This is a genomic window from Vogesella sp., assembly GCF_046297735.1.
In the GTDB taxonomy this organism is placed as follows: domain Bacteria; phylum Pseudomonadota; class Gammaproteobacteria; order Burkholderiales; family Chromobacteriaceae; genus Vogesella; species Vogesella urethralis.
Window position 1 is genome coordinate 1 of sequence record NZ_JBKBHK010000007.1, and the last position, 19,558, is coordinate 19,558.

At 60.9% G+C, this 19,558-nt stretch carries 19 protein-coding genes; 10 read left to right on the forward strand and 9 right to left on the reverse strand.

Going from position 1 to position 19,558, the window contains the following annotated elements:
• Positions 1–138: 138 nt before the first annotated feature.
• Entirely contained in the window at positions 139–843 is a 705-nt protein-coding gene (locus ACK4FZ_RS10065; protein ID WP_409820432.1) for a pseudouridine synthase, read from the reverse strand.
• Positions 844–989: 146 nt separating this feature from the next.
• Between ACK4FZ_RS10065 and ACK4FZ_RS10070 the strand changes: the two genes are divergently transcribed.
• Positions 990–2,141, forward strand: a complete 1,152-nt coding sequence (locus ACK4FZ_RS10070; protein ID WP_409820434.1) for a GGDEF domain-containing protein — start codon at positions 990–992, stop codon at positions 2,139–2,141.
• 51 nt (positions 2,142–2,192) lie between these two features.
• On the opposite strand, the gene ACK4FZ_RS10075 is transcribed toward ACK4FZ_RS10070, so the two are convergent.
• The 5 genes from ACK4FZ_RS10075 to ACK4FZ_RS10095 all read right to left on the reverse strand — a co-directional run bounded on the left by ACK4FZ_RS10075 (position 2,193) and on the right by ACK4FZ_RS10095 (position 6,904).
• Positions 2,193–2,411: a YdcH family protein gene (locus ACK4FZ_RS10075; protein WP_409820437.1), complete on the reverse strand. Its 219-nt coding sequence runs from the start codon at positions 2,409–2,411 to the stop codon at positions 2,193–2,195.
• Between the two features lie 126 nt (positions 2,412–2,537).
• Positions 2,538–2,960, reverse strand: coding sequence for a hypothetical protein (locus ACK4FZ_RS10080; protein ID WP_409820439.1), 423 nt, complete (start codon positions 2,958–2,960; stop codon positions 2,538–2,540).
• A gap of 97 nt (positions 2,961–3,057) precedes the next feature.
• Complete coding sequence (gene ccsB, locus ACK4FZ_RS10085; protein WP_409820441.1) at positions 3,058–4,194, reverse strand: c-type cytochrome biogenesis protein CcsB; 1,137 nt, start codon at positions 4,192–4,194, stop codon at positions 3,058–3,060.
• Entirely contained in the window at positions 4,191–6,212 is a 2,022-nt protein-coding gene (locus tag ACK4FZ_RS10090) for a cytochrome c biogenesis protein ResB (protein ID WP_409820443.1), read from the reverse strand. The genes ccsB and ACK4FZ_RS10090 overlap by 4 nt, the downstream gene beginning before the upstream one ends.
• Before the next feature lie 71 nt (positions 6,213–6,283).
• A complete protein-coding gene (locus ACK4FZ_RS10095; protein ID WP_409820444.1) occupies positions 6,284–6,904 on the reverse strand; it encodes a c-type cytochrome in 621 nt (206 codons plus the stop codon).
• 91 nt (positions 6,905–6,995) lie between these two features.
• On the opposite strand from ACK4FZ_RS10095, the gene yihA reads away from it, so the two are divergent.
• Positions 6,996–7,637 carry a ribosome biogenesis GTP-binding protein YihA/YsxC gene (gene yihA, locus ACK4FZ_RS10100; protein WP_144370749.1) on the forward strand — a complete coding sequence of 214 codons (642 nt, stop codon included), beginning with the start codon at positions 6,996–6,998 and terminating at the stop codon, positions 7,635–7,637.
• A 187-nt stretch (positions 7,638–7,824) separates the two neighbouring features.
• Entirely contained in the window at positions 7,825–8,688 is an 864-nt protein-coding gene (locus ACK4FZ_RS10105) for a methylated-DNA--[protein]-cysteine S-methyltransferase (RefSeq protein WP_409820446.1), read from the forward strand.
• On the opposite strand, the gene ACK4FZ_RS10110 is transcribed toward ACK4FZ_RS10105, so the two are convergent.
• Positions 8,664–9,998 carry an ATP-binding protein gene (locus ACK4FZ_RS10110; RefSeq protein ID WP_409820448.1) on the reverse strand — a complete coding sequence of 445 codons (1,335 nt, stop codon included), beginning with the start codon at positions 9,996–9,998 and terminating at the stop codon, positions 8,664–8,666. The genes ACK4FZ_RS10105 and ACK4FZ_RS10110 overlap by 25 nt on opposite strands.
• Positions 9,995–10,726, reverse strand: coding sequence for a response regulator (locus ACK4FZ_RS10115; protein ID WP_409820450.1), 732 nt, complete (start codon positions 10,724–10,726; stop codon positions 9,995–9,997). The genes ACK4FZ_RS10110 and ACK4FZ_RS10115 overlap by 4 nt, the downstream gene beginning before the upstream one ends.
• 210 nt (positions 10,727–10,936) lie before the next feature.
• Between ACK4FZ_RS10115 and ACK4FZ_RS10120 the strand changes: the two genes are divergently transcribed.
• Positions 10,937–11,623, forward strand: coding sequence for a hypothetical protein (locus ACK4FZ_RS10120; RefSeq protein ID WP_409820452.1), 687 nt, complete (start codon positions 10,937–10,939; stop codon positions 11,621–11,623).
• A gap of 283 nt (positions 11,624–11,906) precedes the next feature.
• A complete protein-coding gene (locus ACK4FZ_RS10125; protein WP_409820454.1) occupies positions 11,907–12,263 on the forward strand; it encodes a hypothetical protein in 357 nt (118 codons plus the stop codon).
• 43 nt (positions 12,264–12,306) lie between these two features.
• Here ACK4FZ_RS10125 and ACK4FZ_RS10130 read toward each other — a convergent pair whose 3' ends face one another.
• Positions 12,307–12,585, reverse strand: a complete 279-nt coding sequence (locus ACK4FZ_RS10130; RefSeq protein ID WP_409820456.1) for a hypothetical protein — start codon at positions 12,583–12,585, stop codon at positions 12,307–12,309.
• Positions 12,586–12,801: 216 nt separating this feature from the next.
• On the opposite strand from ACK4FZ_RS10130, the gene ACK4FZ_RS10135 reads away from it, so the two are divergent.
• The 5 genes from ACK4FZ_RS10135 to ccoG all read left to right on the forward strand — a co-directional run bounded on the left by ACK4FZ_RS10135 (position 12,802) and on the right by ccoG (position 19,549).
• Complete coding sequence (locus ACK4FZ_RS10135) at positions 12,802–14,409, forward strand: response regulator (protein ID WP_409820458.1); 1,608 nt, start codon at positions 12,802–12,804, stop codon at positions 14,407–14,409.
• A gap of 484 nt (positions 14,410–14,893) precedes the next feature.
• Positions 14,894–15,391: an N-acetyltransferase family protein gene (locus ACK4FZ_RS10140; protein ID WP_409820461.1), complete on the forward strand. Its 498-nt coding sequence runs from the start codon at positions 14,894–14,896 to the stop codon at positions 15,389–15,391.
• Positions 15,392–15,444: 53 nt separating this feature from the next.
• The gene (locus ACK4FZ_RS10145) at positions 15,445–16,077 is read left to right on the forward strand and encodes a LysE family translocator (protein WP_409820464.1); all 633 of its coding nucleotides are present in this window, start codon (positions 15,445–15,447) and stop codon (positions 16,075–16,077) included.
• 162 nt (positions 16,078–16,239) lie between these two features.
• A complete protein-coding gene (locus ACK4FZ_RS10150) occupies positions 16,240–18,075 on the forward strand; it encodes a diguanylate cyclase (protein WP_409820466.1) in 1,836 nt (611 codons plus the stop codon).
• Between the two features lie 118 nt (positions 18,076–18,193).
• Positions 18,194–19,549, forward strand: coding sequence for a cytochrome c oxidase accessory protein CcoG (gene ccoG / locus ACK4FZ_RS10155; RefSeq protein ID WP_409820469.1), 1,356 nt, complete (start codon positions 18,194–18,196; stop codon positions 19,547–19,549).
• Positions 19,550–19,558: the final 9 nt, after the last annotated feature.

Sequence of the window (19,558 nt, forward strand, 5' to 3'; positions counted from 1 at the left end):
ACCCCGCAGACCAGACCGACATTGCCCGCGAGTGGTGAAGAACAGGGCACACAAATATCCAACGAAAAATGCCAGTCAGCGTTAACTGACTGGCATTACCCAACCGGGCGGTTTTTTCATGGCCAGCCGTAACGATGATCAGAACCCCAGCGCGGCCAACTCGTCGGTGCGCAGCACGCGCCACTGCCCTTCTGCCAGTTCGCCCAGGGTGACGCTGCCCATCGCCAGCCGGTGCAGCTGCTCGACGCGATTGCCGGCCGCCGCCACCATGCGTTTTACCTGATGGTATTTGCCTTGGGTAATGGCCATGTCCAGCACGCATTCGGCCACCTGTTCGGCGCTGTCTGCGGCCAACGTTTCCTGCTCGTCGTGCAGCAACACCCCCTCACGCAAGCGCGCCAGCAGCTCGGCCGTCACCGGGTGCTTGGTGGTGACGCGGTACAGCTTGGGTACGTCTTTCTTCGGCGAGGTCAGCGCGTGCACGAACTGGCCGTCGGTGGTGAACAGCAACAATCCGGTGGTATCCACGTCCAGCCTGCCCACCGCCGAGACGCCGATATTGCGCAGCTGCCACGGCAGCAGCGTGTAGACGCTGGGGTGGTGGATGGGCTTGTGCGAGGTCTCGTAGTTGGCAGGCTTGTGTAGCATCAGGTAGCACGGGTCCGACACCAGCGGCCACGGTTCGCCATCGACACAGAGGCTATGCACCGCTTGCGGGGTAACCTCGCGCCGCCAGTCGAACTCGGTTTCCCCGTTCAGGTCTACCAGGCCGTATTCGATCAGCTTGCGGCATTCCTTGCGGCTGCCGAAACCTTGTTGTTGCAGTAAACGATAGAGTTCCATCCTGCCATTCTACCACCTGCCATCATGGTGGAGTTTCCTTGCAATTCAATGACATGGCATGCTGCGGCGGCCACCATTATCTAACGGCGCGTGTTACTATTCACTGCACTAATTAGTAAGTGTTTTTTAAACAAACTAGCACCCAAATGGAAACCGTTCACTCGGCAACGCTACAGCTATGCTTGCTGCTGACCTATCTGGTCTGCGGCGCAACCGTGTGGCTACTGCGCGACCGCTTCAGCCGCAACAGCGTGTACGACCGCTGGATAGGCGCCCACCTGGCAGGAGCCATGCTGTACCTGATACTGCTATGGTCGGCTTATCTGCCGGCGCGCGTAGCGGCCTGGCTGGCCTGTAGCCTGATTGTGATCAAGGGCTGTCTGCTGCTGGGGAGTACCGCTCGGCTGCTACAGCAGCCGGTACCGTGGCAGGCAGGCAGGCAATGCGGCTCCTTGCTGCTGTTAGGGTTGCTGGTGCTGATCGGCGGCCTTCCCGCTTATGCTTATAACATTCAGCTATCACTGGCACTGGGAATAAGCGCCTTCTACAGTGCCAGCCTGGCCTGGGTACTACTACACCAGACAGAACGCGGCATGCCCCACAAGCTGGCTGGCGGTCTGTGTGCCGTGCTGGCCTGCTATCTGCTGCTGTACACCCTGCACCTGGCGGCCAGCAACCCCGACTATTTCGTGTACACCATCACCGCTACCCTGCTGCTGCCGGCGCTGCTGGTGACGCCGATACTGGGCTTGTGCTTCATGGCCATGAGCAAGGAGCAAGAACTGGCGCGGCTACATCAGCTAGCCACGCTGGATGCACTGACTGGCGTATTCAATCGCCGCAGCTTCGAAGAGCTGGCGCGTAAAGCCTGTGCCCAGCATGCGCGGCTACGGCGCCCGCTGGCGCTACTGGTCATCGATCTGGACCACTTCAAACGCATCAATGACACTTACGGTCATAGCCGTGGCGACACCGCGCTGAAGACCCTGGCCGAGCTGGTAACGGAACAGGTGCGTGCTTCGGATATTTTTGGCCGCTTTGGCGGTGAGGAATTCTGCCTGCTGCTGCCAGACACCGCCGATGATGGCGGCCGTGAGGTGGCAGGTAAACTGTGCCAGCAAATCAACACCATTCTGCTGGATGCGAACGACCCTGATAGTGCGCTGAGCGCCAGCATTGGCGTTGCCAGCCTGGTACCCACCGCGGCCAGCGACTGGCAGCGCCTGTTCGAGCTGGCAGACAGCCGGCTGTACCGCGCCAAGTCGGCCGGCCGTAACCAGCTGGTCTGGGCCGGCTAAACGCAAAAACCCGCCATGATGGCGGGTCGGGTTTGTTGTAGGCAGTGCTATTTATGCTGCTGCTTTGGCTTTCAGGATCACGTACAGCTCGTCCTTCAGCTTCAGTTTTTCTTTTTTCAGATTTTCAATCTCGACCGCCGAGCCGGACTCGATGCGGTTCTCGATGTTCTTGATCTGTTGGTCCAGTTCGTTGTGCTTGTCGAACAGACGGGTAAAGTGGGCGTCTTCGGTTTTCAGTTTGCTGATCAGATCGCGGAATTCCGGGAACATGGATGGTCTCCTTGGTGGGGTGCCCTGCCGTGAACCGGCTGGCTTCGACACCATGCTATGCCTGTTGCCGTGTGGCAACTTTGATCTAGGGCACAAAAGCCTAAGCAGACGGCGCGTATCTGCCGCTCAAAACACATTGACCTTGAACCAGTCCCAGATACCCAGCGACAAGCCCGGAAACAGATCAATACCCAATGCTGACTTCACCAAGTACAGCACCAGCAAACCCAGCAAGGTGGAGCACAACAGGACCAAGGCCAGAAAAGCAGCCTGCAGCAGGAGCGAAAGCTGCCTTTCGCGACGGGAAAGCTCGCGGCGGTTACGCCCCAGCAGAAAAACAAAGTAGTAACGCCAGCGCCAAACAGCAAAAGTGCCGCGCAGATCTACGGCATGCCGCCCCCAGCTGCGCGCACCCAGCGCCACGCGAAGTGCGGCCAGTTGGGCTTCGGTAAACGTCTGCGCCACTTCAGGCGGCATGCGCGCAAGCAGGTTCTGAATGGAGGCATCGCGGCGGATGTCGTGCGCCTGCCGCGGATCGGAAGGGTTCATGGTGCTAATCGTAGCCAAGTCGAATTATCGATATACCATCTTAGCGCCAAGCCAAACAAAAAAACCGGGCGGCGCCCGGTTTTTGCGTGGCCACAACTTACAGCGAACCGTAAGAATGCAGGCCGGACAGGAACATGTTGACGCCGATAAAGGCAAAAGTCGTTACCAGCAGGCCTACCACCGCCCACCAGGCCAGCGGCTCGCCGCGCCAGCCTTTTACCAGCCGCATATGCAGCCAGGCGGCGTAGTTCAGCCATACAATCAGTGCCCAGGTTTCTTTCGGGTCCCAGCTCCAGTAGCCGCCCCAGGCATCCGCCGCCCACATTGCCCCCAGAATAGTGGCGATGGTGAAGAACAGGAAGCCAACCGAAATGGCCTTGTACATCACTTCGTCCAGCACTTCCAGCTTGGGCAGCTTGTCGGTGAGGATGCCACGTTTGGACAATAGCTGGGCGATACCCAGCATGGCCGACAACGCAAAGGCACCGTAACCGACAAAGTTGGCTGGTACGTGTATTTTCATCCACCACGATTGCAACGCGGGAATAAGCGGCTGAATGGTGTGTGCCTGACGGTCGAAGGTGTACCACAGGATGAAGCCGACCGCCGCCGAGATGATCAGCAGTACGAAGGCGCCCATCTGGCGCGCGGCAAACTTGGCCTCGTAGTACAAGTACATCAATGCGGTGATCAGACAGAACAGGATGAAGACTTCGTACAGGTTGGAAACCGGTATGCGGCCAACATCCGGCGCGATCAGGTAGCTTTCGTACCAGCGAGTAAACAGGCCAGCCAGCGAGAATGCCGACGCCGCCCAGGTGAGGCCACTACCGATACGGTTCAGCATGTCGGAGCGCGACAACAGGCCTGCCCAGTAAACAACAGTGGCCAGAAAGAACAAGGTGCACATCCACATGAACGACGACTGGCTGGACAGCAGGTACTTCAGCCCGAAGCTTTCGCTTGCACGCGCCAGGTTATGGTCGTACAGCTCGATGGCCAGCAGCGACATGGCACCGGCCAGCGGGAAGAACCAGCGCCAGCTACCCCAGAACCAGCCCAGCGCCACGATGCCGGCACCGCTACCCAGCAGGATCAGGTCTTCGTAGATGTCCATCCGGGCACCATACAGGCTGAAGGTGTAGCCGGTGACCACCAGGATGAACAGGGCAAACAGCCAGTCGCCCAGATTAAGCCGCTTGTAGAACGGTTGTTGCATTAGCAGTTCCATCATGCCTCTCCTGCACGCGGGCTCAGCGTGCCCACGATTTTATCGAAATCTTGGTCCAGGTCACGGTTGTGACGGTTGGAGCTCATCGCCACACGTACGCTGCCGGGGCGCAACACCAGCCACAGCCGCACTTCGCGCACGTAGAACATCAGAATGATGCCGATCACCAGCATCAGCGAACCCAGGTACACCAGGTTCTTGCCCGGCGAACGCGTCATTTGCAGGCCGGACGACTGCACCTGCTCGAAGCCTTGCAGTTCCAGATACAGGGGTGCCGCGTAGTCGTTAAAGGCGCTGACCGTTACCAGGCTGTCCAGCAGGAAGCGGTAGTGCTTCTCGTCCTGCGGCCACGGCTTCAGGCCGGCTTTTTCCTGCGCGACTGCCATCACGTCGATGACGGCACCTTGCAGGATCTTGATATAGGTTTGCGCAATAGCCTGACGTTTGTCGGCTGGCACCTTGTCGTCCAAGAATTTCTCCAGTGCCACGAAACCGCCCTCGGCAAAACGCGCCAGGATCCACTTCACACTGTCGCTGAACTGCTGTTCCATTGCCGGGCTGATGGCGGCACCCTTCATTGCCTTGGCGGTGGTACGACGGGCAATCTCGTCGTATAGCGCCGGGTTTTTCAGCGCGGCCTGCAGGCGCATGAAGCTGTCGATCTTCATGTCTTCATCCAGCGGAATGCGCAGGTACTGGAACGGCTGCGCCACTTCGCTGCGCACGCCGGCGATCTGATACAACGCGCCCTCTTGCTCGATAGGCGCCATGTAGTGATGGAACTCGCGCGCCTGACCGTGACTGTCACGCAGTTTGTAGGTGATGGACGGGCCGACGTTCTTCAGATCTTTGGTGTCCTGCCGTACCTCGCGTACGTCGTGCATACGTTGCTGCAGCGTCTTGCTATCCTGGCCGGTCTTGGCCATGTTTTCCACGTTGAATACGCGCAGATCGCCGAATTCCAGCTGGTAATCCTGACCATTGACGCGCAGCGGCTGGCTATTCAGCGACACGCCTTTCAGCTCACCGGGCGCCATCTGGGGCTGTGCCAGGTTCCATGCTTTCAGCTCCAGAGGCGAACCACCGTCGCCAAAACTGGCCTGGTAGATAGCCACGCCATTGACGATCAGCGGGTGGTTCACCTTCACCGTGGCTTCGGTTTCCTTGCCGCTGGCTTTGTCGGTGACCACGATGTCACTGGCAAACAGCTTGGGCATGCCATTGCTGTAGTAGTCGACGTGGAATTTTTTCAGGGTGACGATGAATGGCAGCTCCTGCACCAGGTAGCCGTTGCCGCTGTTCATGAAGATAACGTCGGCGCTCTTATTTTCCACCACCGTCACGCTGCCACGGAACGACAGGTTGGCCGCATCCAGCCGGCTTTGTTCGGGGATCTGGCCTTGCGGCAGTTCACGCGTTTCCGGCACGATGCGGCCGGTGAGTTCGCCTATCTTCAGTGGCAAGTTACCGTCCAGCAGGCCACCGATACAGATCACCACCAGCGCGATGTGGGCAAAAAAGTAGCCCAGCTTGCTGCCCGCGCCTTTTTTGGCCGCCAACAACACGCTGCCATCTTCGCGCTGGTTACGCTTGTAGCGCATGCCCTGCTGCTGGATCAAGGCCACCGCCTGCGCCTCGTCCAGCGTCACGTCCAGCTGGCGGCTGTGCTTCATGGCCTTCAGCGGGCCATCGCCAGCTTTCTCGCGGAAGCTTTTCATGTCACGCAGGAAGCCGGGGCCGTTACGCACGATGCATAGCGTGGTGGACAGCATCAGGAAAGCAAGAATCAACAGAAACCAGCCGGCATGGTACACGTCGTACAAGCCCAGATACTCGAAGGCCTTGAACCAGAACGGGCCGAATTCGAACGCGTAGTTGGGGTAAGGCTCGTTCTGCTTGAGCACGGTACCGATGACCGATGCGATGGACAGGATGGTCAGCAGACCGATGGCAAACCGCATCGAGCTGAGCAGCTCGTACAGGCGGTAGCCGAATGTGGCGGGTTTCTTTTGACTATTCATCTTGGGGTATCAAGCGCGACAAAGGGGGCGCAAAGCCCCCCTTGGATCGTTGCGGCGCAGAAAAGTTGCGCTTAACGCAGGCCGGAAATGTACTCGGACACGGCTTTCATCTCGGCATCGGTCATACGCATGGCGATGTCGTGCATGATGGCGTTCTTGCGATCGGTACCAGCTTTGAAATCGTTCAGCTGCTTGGTGATGTAAGCAGCGTGCTGGCTACCCAGCGCCGGGTACTGATCGGGGAAACCTTTACCGGCCGGACCGTGGCAAGCCATACAGGCCGGTACCTTGGAGGCCGGGTTACCGGCGGTGTAGATCTTCTTGCCCAGCGGCATCTGGCTCTTGTCGGCGGCTTCGCGCGGCTTCACCTTCTGGCTGCTGAAGTAAGCGGCCACGTTTGCCATGTCTGCCGGGGTCAGCGGTGCGGCCATGCCCATCATGATGGGGTTCTTGCGCTCACCGGACTTAAAGGCCTTCAGCTGGTTTTCGAGGTACTTGGCGTGCTGACCGGCCAGCGTCGGGTTGGCAGAAGCCACGCTGTTGCCGTCTGCACCGTGACAGGCAGCACACACCTGGTCAGCGATGGCTTTGCCTTTGACCGGGTCGCCCTTGATGGACGCTGCCGGAGTGGCGGCCATAGCACTGGCTGCAAAGGTGGCCGCAGCAATAGCCAACAGCATGTTACGTTTCATGGTCGCTCCTAATGAGAGATAGCGTAAATATCTGTAAAGGTGGCAATTTCAAACCTGCTATTCTATATCAATTGACTTTGCCCTTACTACTATGTCGATCTTTCAGAATGCACGGTTTTTCACAACCGTAAACCACCTCAAGGATTTGCCCCCTACCCGCTGCGAAGTGGCCTTTGTTGGCCGCTCCAACGCCGGCAAGTCCAGCGCCATCAATACCCTGTGCAATCGTACCCGTCTGGCCTTCGTATCGAAGACGCCGGGTCGCACCCAGCACATCAACTTCTTCGACCTGGGCCAGGAGCGCTTCCTGGTGGACTTGCCCGGTTACGGCTACGCCGAGGTGCCGGAAGCGGTGCGCACCCACTGGGTGGCGCTGCTGGGTCAGTACCTGCAGACCCGCAGCAGCCTGGTCGGCCTGCTGCTGATCATGGATTCGCGCCACCCGCTGAAAGAGCTGGACTGGAAGATGATCGAATTCTTCACCGTCACCGGGCGGCCAGTACACATTCTGCTATCCAAAGCCGACAAATTGTCGCGCCAGGAACAACAAAAGGTTCTGTCCTCGGTCAAGAAACAGCTGGCTGACTACCCGCATATCACGCTGCAGCTGTTCTCCAGCTCCAAAAAGACCGGCACCGAAGAGGTATCGCGCATTGTGGAAGACTGGTTTGCCGCCTGCCCGCTGCCGGACGCCGAGCAATTTGACGATTTCGATGAAACTTTCCCGGACTGAGGCGTCAAAGCAAACAGGAGTCACGCTCCTTCCCGCTTCACCTCCCTGAGCGGGAGCCTGCCAAGGCATTGGCCCCGGTTTGCGAACCGGGGTTTTTTCTTGCCTGCGGCCAACTTGGCAACAATCGGGTCGCCGCCAAACGGCACGCCGCCTACACTGCGGCGTATTCCTGCTGCCGGAGCGCACCATGTCGCCCTTTGACGAACACGACCGCACCTACCAGCGCATGGCCGACGCCATCCGCTACCTGCTGCAACACGCGGCCGACCAGCCCAGGCTGGCCGACGTCGCCGCCGCAGTGCACCTGTCCGAGTACCACCTGCAACGGCTGTTCACGCGGTGGACCGGCGTCAGCCCCAAACGCTTTCTGCAACAACTGACAGTAGAGGCCGCCAAGAGCGCGCTCGGCAGCGAGCAAGCGCTGCAAACGCTGTCCTACGAGCTGGGGCTGTCCGGCAGCAGCCGCCTGCACGACCTGTTCGTGACGCTGGAGGCTATGACGCCGGGCGAATACCGCCAAGGCGGCGCCGGCCTTGTCATCCACTGGAGCTGGGGCCCCAGCCGCTTCGGCCCGCTGCTGGCGGCCACCACGCCACGCGGCGTGTGCGCGCTGCAGTTCGTGCCCGACGCGGCATCGGCGCTGGCCTGGCTACACACACGTTGGCCGCAGGCCCGCCTGCACGCCGCTGGCGACGGCCACCAGGCGCTGCGCCGGCAGCTGTTCGAGCCACTCAGCCCGGCGCAACCACTCAGCCTGCACCTGCAAGGCAGCAATTTCCAGATCCAGGTCTGGCGCGCGCTGCTGAGCCTGCCCTACGGCAGCCTGGCCAGCTACGGCCAGCTCGCCACCCGCCTGGGCAAGCCGGGCGCGGCACGGGCAGTGGGCAACGCCGTGGGAGCCAACCCGGTGGCGTGGCTGATTCCCTGCCACCGCGTCATCCGCGCCGGCGGTGCCTGCGGTGGCTACCGCTGGGGCGAAACGCGCAAACTGGCGCTACTGGGCTGGGAAGCGGCGCGCAGCGTGGCTCAAACCGCAGACGACCCGGCCTGAACAGCGCTTGCCACTGTCTTCAGTGGCAAACGGACTTCTACCCCGAAGCCGCCCGCCGGCGGGTACACAAAGCGCAGTTGGCCGCGGTGCTGACGCACTATGCGCGCCACGATGGCCAGGCCCAGACCGCTGCCACCGTCGGTGCCACGGTGCGCCGCCAGCCGCTCGAATGGTGCCAGCGCGGCCTCCTGCTGTGCCGGAGGAATGCCGTCACCGCTGTCCAGCACGCATAGCACCGCCTCGGCCCCGTCTTGCGCCAGCGTCAGTGTGTACGGTGCCTGACCATAGCGCCGCGCGTTTTGCAGCAGATTGGACAACAAGCGTTGCAGGCCCAGCGCGTCGCCCGGCAATGCCACGTCACTACGCTGCCACGCCACGGCCATGCCGCTGCGGGCAAAACGCGACAGCACGCTGTCCACCAGCTCGCCCAGCGCCACCGGCTCCAGCGCGCGCGGCTCTTCACTGCGGGCAAAATCGATGAACTGGCTGACAATGTGCGACAACTCGTCGATATCAGCCAACATGCCTTCGCTGTCCGGCCCCGGGTCCAGCATCTCTACCGCCAGCTTCAGCCGCGTCAGCGGCGTGCGCAGGTCGTGCGACAAACCGGCCAGCATCAGCCGGCGCTCGCTGGCGGCTTTGTCCAGCGCCTGCGCCATGCCGTTGAAGCGCTCGATCAGCAGCCGCACCTCACGCGGGCCGCTTGGTGTGAGCGGCGGCGGGGTATGGCCGGCCTCCAGCTGGCGGGTGGCGGCCACCAGTTGCGACAGCGGCCGCGTCGTCCGCCAAGCCAGCGCAAAGGCCGCCAGTAACGACAGCAGCGCGATCAGCCCCGCTGCCTGCAAGGTTGGCCGCAACGAAGGTGGCAGGAAACGAGCCAGCGGCACCACTAGCCAGTAGTGGCTGTCCAGCACCGGCACCCGCAACCATAGCTCTTGACGGTCGCCACGCCGGAACTGCACGTGAATGGGCTCGCCCAGCACCTCGCCCAGCTGCTGCGCCAACTGGCGCCCCATCGGCGGCACACGCCGATCCACGGCCTGCGCTTGCGATAACGGCAATAGGCGGGGCAAGCCGGTATGGTTGTTCGCCAGCAGGAAGCGATCACGCTGCGCTGGCGGCTGGCTTTCCAGCGCACCTTCGTAATCGGCCAGCGTATCGATGACCTGAGCGTACAGTTGCTCGGCCAATAGCGTGTTCTTTTGTTTTACCCCCAGCCATAAGGTGAATATCTGGCTGGCCAGCACCGCCATCACCACCAGCGCCGCCAGACGGATGAACAGGGTGCCGCGCAGCACCGGCAGTTTCATCGTTCGTCCTTGTCGCCGCCGTCGGGCACGAAGACGTAACCGTAACCCCACACCGTTTGCAGAAAGCGCGGCGGGCCATCCGGCGCCTCGATCATCTTGCGTAGCCGCGACACGTGCACGTCGATGCTGCGGTCCTGCGACTCGCCGCCGCCCTTGCCCATCGCCAGCTCCATCAATTGCTCGCGGGTCAGCGGCCGGCGCGGGTGCGTCGCCAGCGCCAGCAGCACGGCGTATTCGGCGGTGGTCAGCGGCACCACCTGGCCGTCACGCGTCAGCTCGCGACGCGACGGCGTCAGCGTGCAACGGCCGAAGTGCAGCGCCTCGGCCTCGGCATGGTTGGCCGTCACCGCCGGGGTGTGCTCGTAGCGGCGTAGCACCGCGTTGATGCGCGCCAGCAGCTCGCGCGGGTTGAATGGCTTGGCCAGATAATCGTCGGCGCCCATTTCCAGGCCAAGGATGCGGTCGATGTCCTCCCCCCGCGCGGTGAGCATCACCACCGGAATCGGCTCGCCCTGCGCCCGCAAGCGCCGCACCACGGCCAGGCCGTCTTCGCCCGGCATCATCACGTCCAGCACCAGCAGGTCGGGACGGTTGCGCGCCAGTTTGCGGTCCAGGTCACGGGCATCGGGTAGCACCTCGACGGCAAAGCCTTGCTGGGTGAGGTAGCGCTGCAGCAGTTCGCGCAGGCGCGCGTCGTCGTCCACCACCAGAATCTTGCGGTTATCCATGTTGTCCTCCGGGGCCTGCACCCCTCAATCGAATCTGCGGCAAGCCTACCGCGCAGCACGTCAGGCGTCAGCCCGGCAGTGAACAGATTTTAAGCCTGCGGCCAACCTTAACACCCGTTAACACTCGACCCGGCACGGCACAAACTCTGGCAACACCCGCCGCTTACAGTGACAGCATCAACCAAGGCCACACGGCACAAGGAGTTTGCAATGAAAAACCGTTTCGTCCCCAGTGTACTGGTACTGTCGCTGATCACCGCCTTGTCTGCTTCGGCATTCGCCTTTGGTGGTGGCGACAAACTGCCGCGCCCTGACCATAAAGCTTTCCACGCCGCCGTGTTGTCCGGCGCGCTGACCGACGCCGAGCTGGCCACGCTGAAACAGGAGCGCGAGAGCACGATGGCCGCCATCAAAAAGCTGCGCGAGGATGGTGACTTCAGCCAGGCCGACCGCGAGCAGGCCGCCAAGCTGGTGCAGGCGCTGAACGACAAGACCAAGACCCTGATCGACAATGCCGACAAAGGCCCGAAACGCGACAAGCTGCCGGACGGCCTGGCCAAAATGCACGGCAAAATGGGTAAGGGCGATGACTGTGGCGACAAAGGCCAGCGTGGCAAGCACGACGGCAAGGGCTGGCACGCACATGGCAACCCGGCTGAAATGAAAGCCTTCCGCGATGCGGTGATTTCCGGCGCACTAACCGACAAAGAGCTCACCACCATCAAGGCCGAACGTGACAAGCTGCGCGACAGCGCCCGCCAGCAAGGCAAGCGCCCGGACACCAGCCAGCTACAAGCATTGACCAAGAGCCTGATCGAGAACCAGGATCGTACCCAGCCGCGCACCAGCTGGCCGGATGATCTGGCACCGTGGCACGGTCAGATGAAAGGGCGCTGATGCCCGGCGATGGTCGCCGCCACGCAACCACCCGGTACCGCTGGCGCCCGCTAGCATACCGGGGGCGGGCAGCTGACAAGGACAGGCTGCTGACACAAGACTGATCAACGCCGTTCCTCGTCAACCCGGCTTTTGCATGCGCAGCCTTCCTGTTTACGAGACAAAGCCTGTTTGCCATGCAAACAGGCTTTGTCACCTATCCGCTGCTTGCAGCAGGTGTTGGCCGTGTTGCCACCACGCAAACGGCGTAGCGAAGCGACCACACGCGGGATAAAATCGAACCATGAAGCCTTTGCTATCGATGATCAGCGCCATCTTGCTTGCCACCCTGGCGGCGGGTGCCGCAGCAGCACCGCCACCGGACGCACCGCTGCTGCCGCCAGAGCAGAAAGCGCAGCCAGACACGCACAAACAGAAACTGCGCGATCTGCGGCTGCGGGAAGCGGTGCTGCGTGGCGACATCAGCGAAGAAGAAGCGCGCAGGCTGCGTCACCTCCACAAACGGCACGACGCCTTACGCCTGCCACCACAACGCAGACAGCAGGCGAGCCTGCCCGCCCAGGATGCGCCGCCCAAGGCTTGGCAGCGCTGGCGCAAAAAGCAAGACACCCTCAACGCCCCGCATCCAGACGACAATTAGGCCTTAACCGGCCGTTGCTCCGCAGCCCGACTGCACTAGCGTTCTAAGCGCCAAGCCGCTGCAGCAACGTTGCAGCGTCCGGCCCCTCGCCCAAGGCCAGACGAATACGGTTGAAAGCCTCTGCAGCCTGATCGGGATATTTGGCAAACGGTACCAGCCCATCGTGCGGCCAACCCGCGGCCGCCAGCACCTTCTTGCGAAAGCCCATGCCTTCCGGCCCACCCCCGCCCATTTCCAGCAGCGCCTGCTCGATGAGCAAATGGGGAAACGGGGTACGGCTAAGGGTAACAAAATGTCTGGATTCCACGATGTCGTACAACATGGCACATCTCCGGCTAGGGTGGACTCTCATCTAAGCTCATGCCGGGCCGTTTTGCCACTTTCAATTGAAGTCTTATTTATCGATATCTGATTTACAAGAAGCTTGAGCTATATTAAATAGCTATAAGCTCTGGCGGTAGCTGCACGGCATAAGCCCACTGTGGCAACATGGTTTGACTGTAGCAAGCGCGGATAACAACGATACGAGACCACCGGCGTGAATGTTTTTAGCGATACCACCACCGTCCTGATCATCGATGACTCCCTCACCGTACGCCAGTCGCTGCGCGCCATGCTCAGCAACGTCGGCGTTACCCGATCAGAAACCGCGGCCAACGCTGCCGATGGTTTGCTACGCCTGCAAAAGCGCAGTTTTGACGTGGTGCTATGTGACTACAACCTGGGCGAGGGCATGAACGGGCAGGAAATGCTGGAACAATTGCGCACCACCGGCAGCTATCCGCTCACCTCGGTGTGGATCATGATCACCGGCGAACGCAGCTACGAACGCGTGGTGGCCGCCGCCGAAGTAGCCCCCGACGACTACATCCTCAAACCGTTCTCTAGCCAGGTACTGTTTGATCGCATGCAGTCGGCGTTCACCCGCAAGCGTTTCCTGAAGCCCGCACACTTACACTTGATAAATGGCCGTGAGGATCTGGCCATCAGCACGATGGAAGACCTGGTCAGCCAGGCCACCAGCCCTACCCTGAAGCTGGACGTACTGCGTTTGCTGGCGGAAACCCACCTGGCGCTGGAGCACTACACCGAAGCCAGCCGTTGCTATGGCGAGATTCTGGAAATGCGGGTGATCCCGTGGGCCAAGATGGGGCTGGCGCGTATCTTCAAGGCGCAGGACAAAGTAGAAGCCAGCACCGACCTGCTCAACGAAATCATCAACGACGCACCCCATTACACCGATGCCTACGATACCTTGGCACACAACCTGGCGCGCTGCGGGCAGTTTGCCGAATCGCTCACGGTGCTGGAAAAGGCAGTTGCACTCTCACCGCGCAACTTCCGCCGTCTGTGCCTGACAGGTGAAAGTGCGCTCAATGCCGGCGACCCGGCCAAGGCTGCCATCTACCTTGAAAAAGCGGTACGTATCGGCCGCAATAACAGTGCTTTCGGCCCTGATGTGCTGATCGACCTGCTACAAGCCCACAGCGAAGCCGGCAATGCCGAGAAAATGGATCAGGTCGCCAATGAACTGAACGGTATGCTGAAGGGCGAACACCATGTCTTCTTGTTACACGTCTGCCGCGCCATGACGCTGCTGGGGCGCAAGTCCTGGATGGAGGCACAAGAGTCGTTGAAACAAGCCGCCGCCTTGCTATTGCAACCACAGCTGAGCTGGCGCAGCGGTGTACGCTTTCTCGAAGCAGTCGCCCGTCTGCCGGACGACCTGGACGGCTACCACGGCAACGACTGGGTCAAACAGCTATCGCTGCGCCTGGTGCGTACCCATCAGGATGTAGAGCAGTTATCAGCACTGGCAAAAAAGAGCATCGGTCTGATCCGCGCCGTACACGATGCATATGGCTATCTGCAAAGCATTAACGATGAAGCCGTGTCGCTCGCCAAGGACAAGCGCAAAGCTGATGCTGCCAAGCTGCTATACGACACAGCCAAGGCCACCCTCAACGAACGTCTGGGCATGAACGCCTGCGCGCTGCTATTGCAACTGGCGGACGCCAACAGCATCGGCCTGGCACAAGAGCTGCTGCAATGGCTGCCTCCTGATCACGAACGGGTACACGGTCTGCAAGCCACGCTGCACCGGCTGCGCAATGCCGGCCAGCAAGACGAAGTTTTGCCCGATTAAACCCCGCCTCCCCCGCTGCCAGTACTGCAACGCGGCCAACCCTTGTTTATCACGCGGCTAGCAGCGGGCGCATTCGCGACACCCACAAGAATATTCAACAAAATCAACACACTGAATATTGTGTGACACCACATGGCGTCACACAATAATTGTCGGCCACCATTGCAGCTTAGGCTGTGGATAGTTTTATCCACAACACAGTGCCGACACCAACGTCCGTCTCACTATGAACGGCACGTCAGCACTTGCCGATATCACGCGGCAGCCAGATACGCTTCCGACACGCCATATAAAATAAATTACGTAGTAAAAACATGTAATTCATTAAAAAAATAACACCTGCCACCCGGTCTTACTCATATCGGCCCAGCCCTCCCAGCTCTGAATCTATCGAAAACACTGTTCAATAAGCCGGATATCGCTGTCGATTCCCAAGAAATGGCAATGCCGCCACAATGTAGGCAGCACTTTTTATGGAGCCCTTATGCTGCAAGCCACCATCCGTCTGGCCACGCTGGACGACCTGCCCCGCATTGTCGACATCTATAACAGCACCATCGCCGGGCGCATGGTGACCGCAGACTTGGAGCCGGTCAGCGTGGACAGCCGCCTGCCCTGGTTTCACGCTCACCAGCCGGCACGCCGTCCACTATGGGTGGCCGAGCACAATGGCGAGGTAGTAGCCTGGGTAAGCCTGTCCGACTTTTATGGTCGCCCGGCCTACAATGCCACCGCCGAAGTCAGCATTTATCTGGCGGAATCGGTGCGTGGCCAGGGCCTGGGTCGCTACTTGCTGCAGTACGTGATCGACACGGCCCCCCGCTTTGGCGTACAGACGCTGCTGGGCTTCATCTTTGGCCACAATGCACCCAGCCTGAAGCTGTTTGAACGCTTCGGCTTCAACAGTTGGGCACACCTGCCTGACGTAGCGTCGCTGGACGGCGTAGCACGCGATCTGATCATCCTCGGCCGCAAGCTGTAAGGCGGTGGTCGCGGCCAACCTTGCCGTAAGCTGGCGATCACCAGGAGAGATGCATGCTGTTAGGTCTGGAACAGGCCTTGGGCTTTACTGCGGCGGCAGTGCTGATCACTGTATCGCCAGGGCCGGATAACCTGATGGTGTTGAGCCTGGGCATAGCGCGTGGCCGACGCGAAGGCATGGTGTTTGGCTTGGGCTGTGCGCTGGGTTGCCTCAGCCACACCCTGCTCGCCACACTGGGCATCAGCGCCGCACTGGCGGCATCGCCACTGGCATTTGCCACATTGAAAACGGCAGGCGGCTTGTATCTGATATGGCTGGGCTGGCAGGCATGGCACAGCCAAGGCTGCCAGCTGGAAACAACCGGCACGGAGGCCACACAGCCTGATCTGTGGCAACTGTTTGGCAAAGGCCTGCTGGCCAACGCCATCAACCCTAAAGTGGTACTGTTCTTTTTGGCCTTTTTGCCGCAGTTTGTCGTCAGCAGTCACGGCAGCGTGTCCTGGCAGACCGCCCAGCTTGGCCTGCTGTTTACCGTGCAGGCTGCCATTGTGTTCGGCATGCTGGGTTACTTTGCCGGCCAGGCAGGCAGCTGGCTCAATACTTCGCCGCAGCGCGGCAGGCTGCTGGATCGCATCGCTGGCAGCATCTTCATCCTGCTGGGGCTGAAACTGATCCTGACAGGCTGAATATGCCACGTGGCAATAAATGTAATTTACCAGTGCTGGCAGCAGCCTGCCGGCTACGGTGCTGGCAGACAACAAAGCCGCACTTAGGGCAACCATCGATATCTGCAAAAGCATAGGCTTCATGCCAGAATGGCGGCTTGCACCCAAACTGTCTTGTGGATCATGCCCCGAGCCGCCAAATTACCTTCTCCCAGTCGCCTGAAAGCCGTTGTCTACGGCAGTCTGATCAGTCTGTTACTGCTGATCAGCGCTGTCCTAGAGCTGTGGACTTCATACCAGACCACGCTCGAACAAGGCCACGCGCAGGCACGCATGGAAAGCCTGCTGTTCGCAGAATGGATGCGGCAAGACTTTCGCGAAGTAGAGCTGCTGCAAAACATGGTGGCCGAACAGCTGGAAGAACAGGACTTCCTCACCGGCCAGGCTAATGCCGATCGCACCGCACTGGAAAGCCGCCTGGTACGCGCCATGCGCGGCGTGCCGCAAGCCTACGACATGGTGCTGGTGGACAGCAGCTGCCAACTGGTGCTGTCATTCAAGGTGTCACCCGGTTTTGATGCACGCGAGCGCAGTTATTGCAAGGCGATGCAGTCGTCCAGCAAAGAAGACCGCTTTATCAGCGAACGCTTTCGCGGTGCCAGTGGCGACTTGGTGGTAATGGCTACCCAGCGTGTGCGTGGCGTGGATGGACGCGTCATCGGCTTGCTGGGCACGGTCATCCGTGCCAGCCACTTCCAGCAACTGATAGACCGTACGCTGATCGGTGGCCACTACGATGTAATGGCCTTTGCCGATACCCGGCTGCAACTGTTGGCACGGCAGCCGCAGCTGGCATCGATGCCGGTGGCCCCCATAGACGACCAGAACGCCCGCAATATGTTGCAGCGCGGCGAAAACGAAGCCAGCTACGAATACACCTCGGCGCTGGATGGCCGTACGCGGCTGCATTCGGTTCGCAAGGTAGACCGCCTGCCGCTGATAGTAAGCGTCGGCATCGACAAGGAAACCCTGCTGGCGCCATGGACCAGTAAAGCCTGGCTGATGGCTTGCGGCTGGCTGCTGTGCACGGTGCTACTGGCGCTGGGCGTGTGGCGCTACCTGCGCAACGCCGAGCTGACCGACGCGCTGGCTACCCGCAGCGTGGCCATCGACCATGCCGCCGAAGCCATCATCATTGCCAACGGCAAGGGGCATATCGAATACGTAAACCCTGCCTTCGTGCAGATGACCGGCTACCGCAGCGAGGAAATCTGTGGCGTACGCAAACTGGACGAACTGCTGCTGGGTGAACACCCGCAGTTCAAGCACGAGTTGCATACCACCGTGATGAGCGGTGAAACCTGGCGTGGCGAATTATCCAGCCACAACCGTGAAGGCAAACTGTATTTCGAAACCATTTCGGTCGCCCCGGTCATGACCGCAGAAGGGCGCTTGTTACGCATGGTAGCGATCAAACACGACGTCAGCGACGCCAAAAAGCTGCAGGCCGACCTAATACGGCTAGCCAATACCGACGAGCTGACCGGCCTGTACAACCGCCGCCAGTTCATGCAGCGCTGTACCGAAGAGATCGCCCGCGGCCAACGTTGGGAACGCCCGCTGTCGTTGGCTATGCTCGACCTGGACCACTTCAAGCTGTTGAACGACCGCTACGGTCACGCCTTTGGCGACGAAGTGCTCCGTACCTTCGCCAACTGCTGCCAGAGCAGCGTGCGTATCGAAGATGTTTGCGGCCGCCTGGGCGGCGAAGAGTTTGCCATCCTGCTACCCGATACCGACCGCTACACCGCCACCCAGATCATGGAGCGCGTGCGCCACGCCGTGGCCGAGCTGCAACTGGACAATCCGCAAGGCGGCGAGAGCGTACGCTTTACCGTCAGTATCGGCATCAGCGAGCTGTACCCCGGCGATGCCACCGCCACCCCGATGATGGCGCGCGCCGATGCTGCGCTGTATCTGGCCAAGCAGGAAGGCCGCAACCAGGTGCGCGCCGGCTGATCCTGGTCAAACCCGCGCCATGGCAGGGCGCTGTGCCCTGCCGATCGGCCCCATCTGTGCCTGTCTGTGCCCCCTGCTGCTGCCTAAGCTGCGGCATCGTTTCAGCAAGGGCAAGCACATGGCCATCCCCATCCACTTCGTCTCCAGCAAGGTTTATCCCAAACTCACCCGCGGTCGTTTCAGCCACTGGCGTACCGGCTTCGTCATCGTCACCCAGCTGCTGTACTTCCTGACCCCGTGGCTGCAATGGCAGGGGCAACAGGCCGTGCGCTTCGATTTCGGCAATATGCGGCTGTACCTGTTCGGCCTGACCTTGTTACCGCAAGACCTGATCTACCTGGCCGGTGCACTGATCGCCAGCGCACTGGGCCTGTTCCTGTGGACCATGCTGGCCGGCCGGCTATGGTGCGGGTTTTCCTGTCCGCAAACGGTGTACACCGAAATCATGGTGTGGATCGAGCGCCTGTTCGAAGGCCCGCCCAACGCCCGCCGCAAACGCGACGCCGGGCCGTGGGGTGCGGACAAGCTGCTGCGTAAAGGCGCCAGCCAAACCAGCATGCTGCTGTTTTCGCTGTGGACCGGCCTGACGCTGGTGGGCTACTTCAGCCCGATGCGCGAGCTGGCGGCCAACCTGCTAGCCGGCCAGATCGGTTTCTGGGAGGCCAGCTTCGCACTGGGCTACGGCGGCTTTACCTGGCTGCTGGCCGGCCATCTGCGCGAACAGGTGTGCAAACACATGTGCCCGTACGCCCGCTTCCAGGGCGTGATGTTCGATCGCGACACGCTGGTAGTGTCCTACGACACCCAGCGCGGCGAGCCGCGCGGTGCCCGCCGCAAACAGGGGGCGCAACCACAAGGCGACTGTGTGGATTGCGGCCTGTGCGTGCAGGTGTGCCCGGTCGGTATCGACATCCGCCACGGCCTGCAGTACGAGTGCATTGGCTGCGGTGTCTGCATCGACGCCTGCGACGAGGTGATGGACAAGCTGGCGGCACCACGCGGCCTGATCCGCCTCACTACCCAAAACGCCCAAGAGCAGGGCCAGCTCGCACCACCCATGTGGCAACGCCCGCGCGCCGTGGTGTACAGCAGCCTGATTGCTACCGTATTCATGGTTATGGCGATAGGGTTATGGCAACGCGAACCGTTCCGCATGGACATCCTGCGTGACCGGGCGGTGATGGCACGCGAGACGCACGACGGCTACATCGAAAACACCTACACGCTGCGCGTGTTCAATACCCGGCGCGACGCGCGCAGCTACACGCTGCACGTGGCAGGACAAGGCGTGGTGGGCGTGCGCCAGCAGGGGGCGCTGACGGTACCGGGTGACGGCGACCAGAGCTTCATCATCAGTGTGCTGGCCGACCCGGAAGTGCTGGCCAAGGGCAGCCACCCGATCGAGATTGCGCTGCAGGACAGCCACCAGCCGGATGACCAGGTCCGCGAAGCCACGCGCATCCTGATGCCCTGAGCCCCACCA

Coding starts and splice junctions, on each gene's coding strand:
- ACK4FZ_RS10095 (WP_409820444.1), bottom strand. CDS start 6,904: ATGAAACGTAACATGCTGTTGGCTATTGCTGCGGCCACCTTTGCAGCC.
- ACK4FZ_RS10150 (WP_409820466.1), top strand. CDS start 16,240: ATGCCCCGAGCCGCCAAATTACCTTCTCCCAGTCGCCTGAAAGCCGTT.
- ACK4FZ_RS10065 (WP_409820432.1), bottom strand. CDS start 843: ATGGAACTCTATCGTTTACTGCAACAACAAGGTTTCGGCAGCCGCAAG.
- ACK4FZ_RS10090 (WP_409820443.1), bottom strand. CDS start 6,212: ATGAATAGTCAAAAGAAACCCGCCACATTCGGCTACCGCCTGTACGAG.
- ACK4FZ_RS10105 (WP_409820446.1), top strand. CDS start 7,825: ATGTCGCCCTTTGACGAACACGACCGCACCTACCAGCGCATGGCCGAC.
- ACK4FZ_RS10080 (WP_409820439.1), bottom strand. CDS start 2,960: ATGAACCCTTCCGATCCGCGGCAGGCGCACGACATCCGCCGCGATGCC.
- ccoG (WP_409820469.1), top strand. CDS start 18,194: ATGGCCATCCCCATCCACTTCGTCTCCAGCAAGGTTTATCCCAAACTC.
- ACK4FZ_RS10070 (WP_409820434.1), top strand. CDS start 990: ATGGAAACCGTTCACTCGGCAACGCTACAGCTATGCTTGCTGCTGACC.
- ACK4FZ_RS10130 (WP_409820456.1), bottom strand. CDS start 12,585: ATGTTGTACGACATCGTGGAATCCAGACATTTTGTTACCCTTAGCCGT.
- ACK4FZ_RS10075 (WP_409820437.1), bottom strand. CDS start 2,411: ATGTTCCCGGAATTCCGCGATCTGATCAGCAAACTGAAAACCGAAGAC.
- yihA (WP_144370749.1), top strand. CDS start 6,996: ATGTCGATCTTTCAGAATGCACGGTTTTTCACAACCGTAAACCACCTC.
- ACK4FZ_RS10120 (WP_409820452.1), top strand. CDS start 10,937: ATGAAAAACCGTTTCGTCCCCAGTGTACTGGTACTGTCGCTGATCACC.
- ccsB (WP_409820441.1), bottom strand. CDS start 4,194: ATGATGGAACTGCTAATGCAACAACCGTTCTACAAGCGGCTTAATCTG.
- ACK4FZ_RS10115 (WP_409820450.1), bottom strand. CDS start 10,726: ATGGATAACCGCAAGATTCTGGTGGTGGACGACGACGCGCGCCTGCGC.
- ACK4FZ_RS10110 (WP_409820448.1), bottom strand. CDS start 9,998: ATGAAACTGCCGGTGCTGCGCGGCACCCTGTTCATCCGTCTGGCGGCG.
- ACK4FZ_RS10140 (WP_409820461.1), top strand. CDS start 14,894: ATGCTGCAAGCCACCATCCGTCTGGCCACGCTGGACGACCTGCCCCGC.
- ACK4FZ_RS10145 (WP_409820464.1), top strand. CDS start 15,445: ATGCTGTTAGGTCTGGAACAGGCCTTGGGCTTTACTGCGGCGGCAGTG.
- ACK4FZ_RS10125 (WP_409820454.1), top strand. CDS start 11,907: ATGAAGCCTTTGCTATCGATGATCAGCGCCATCTTGCTTGCCACCCTG.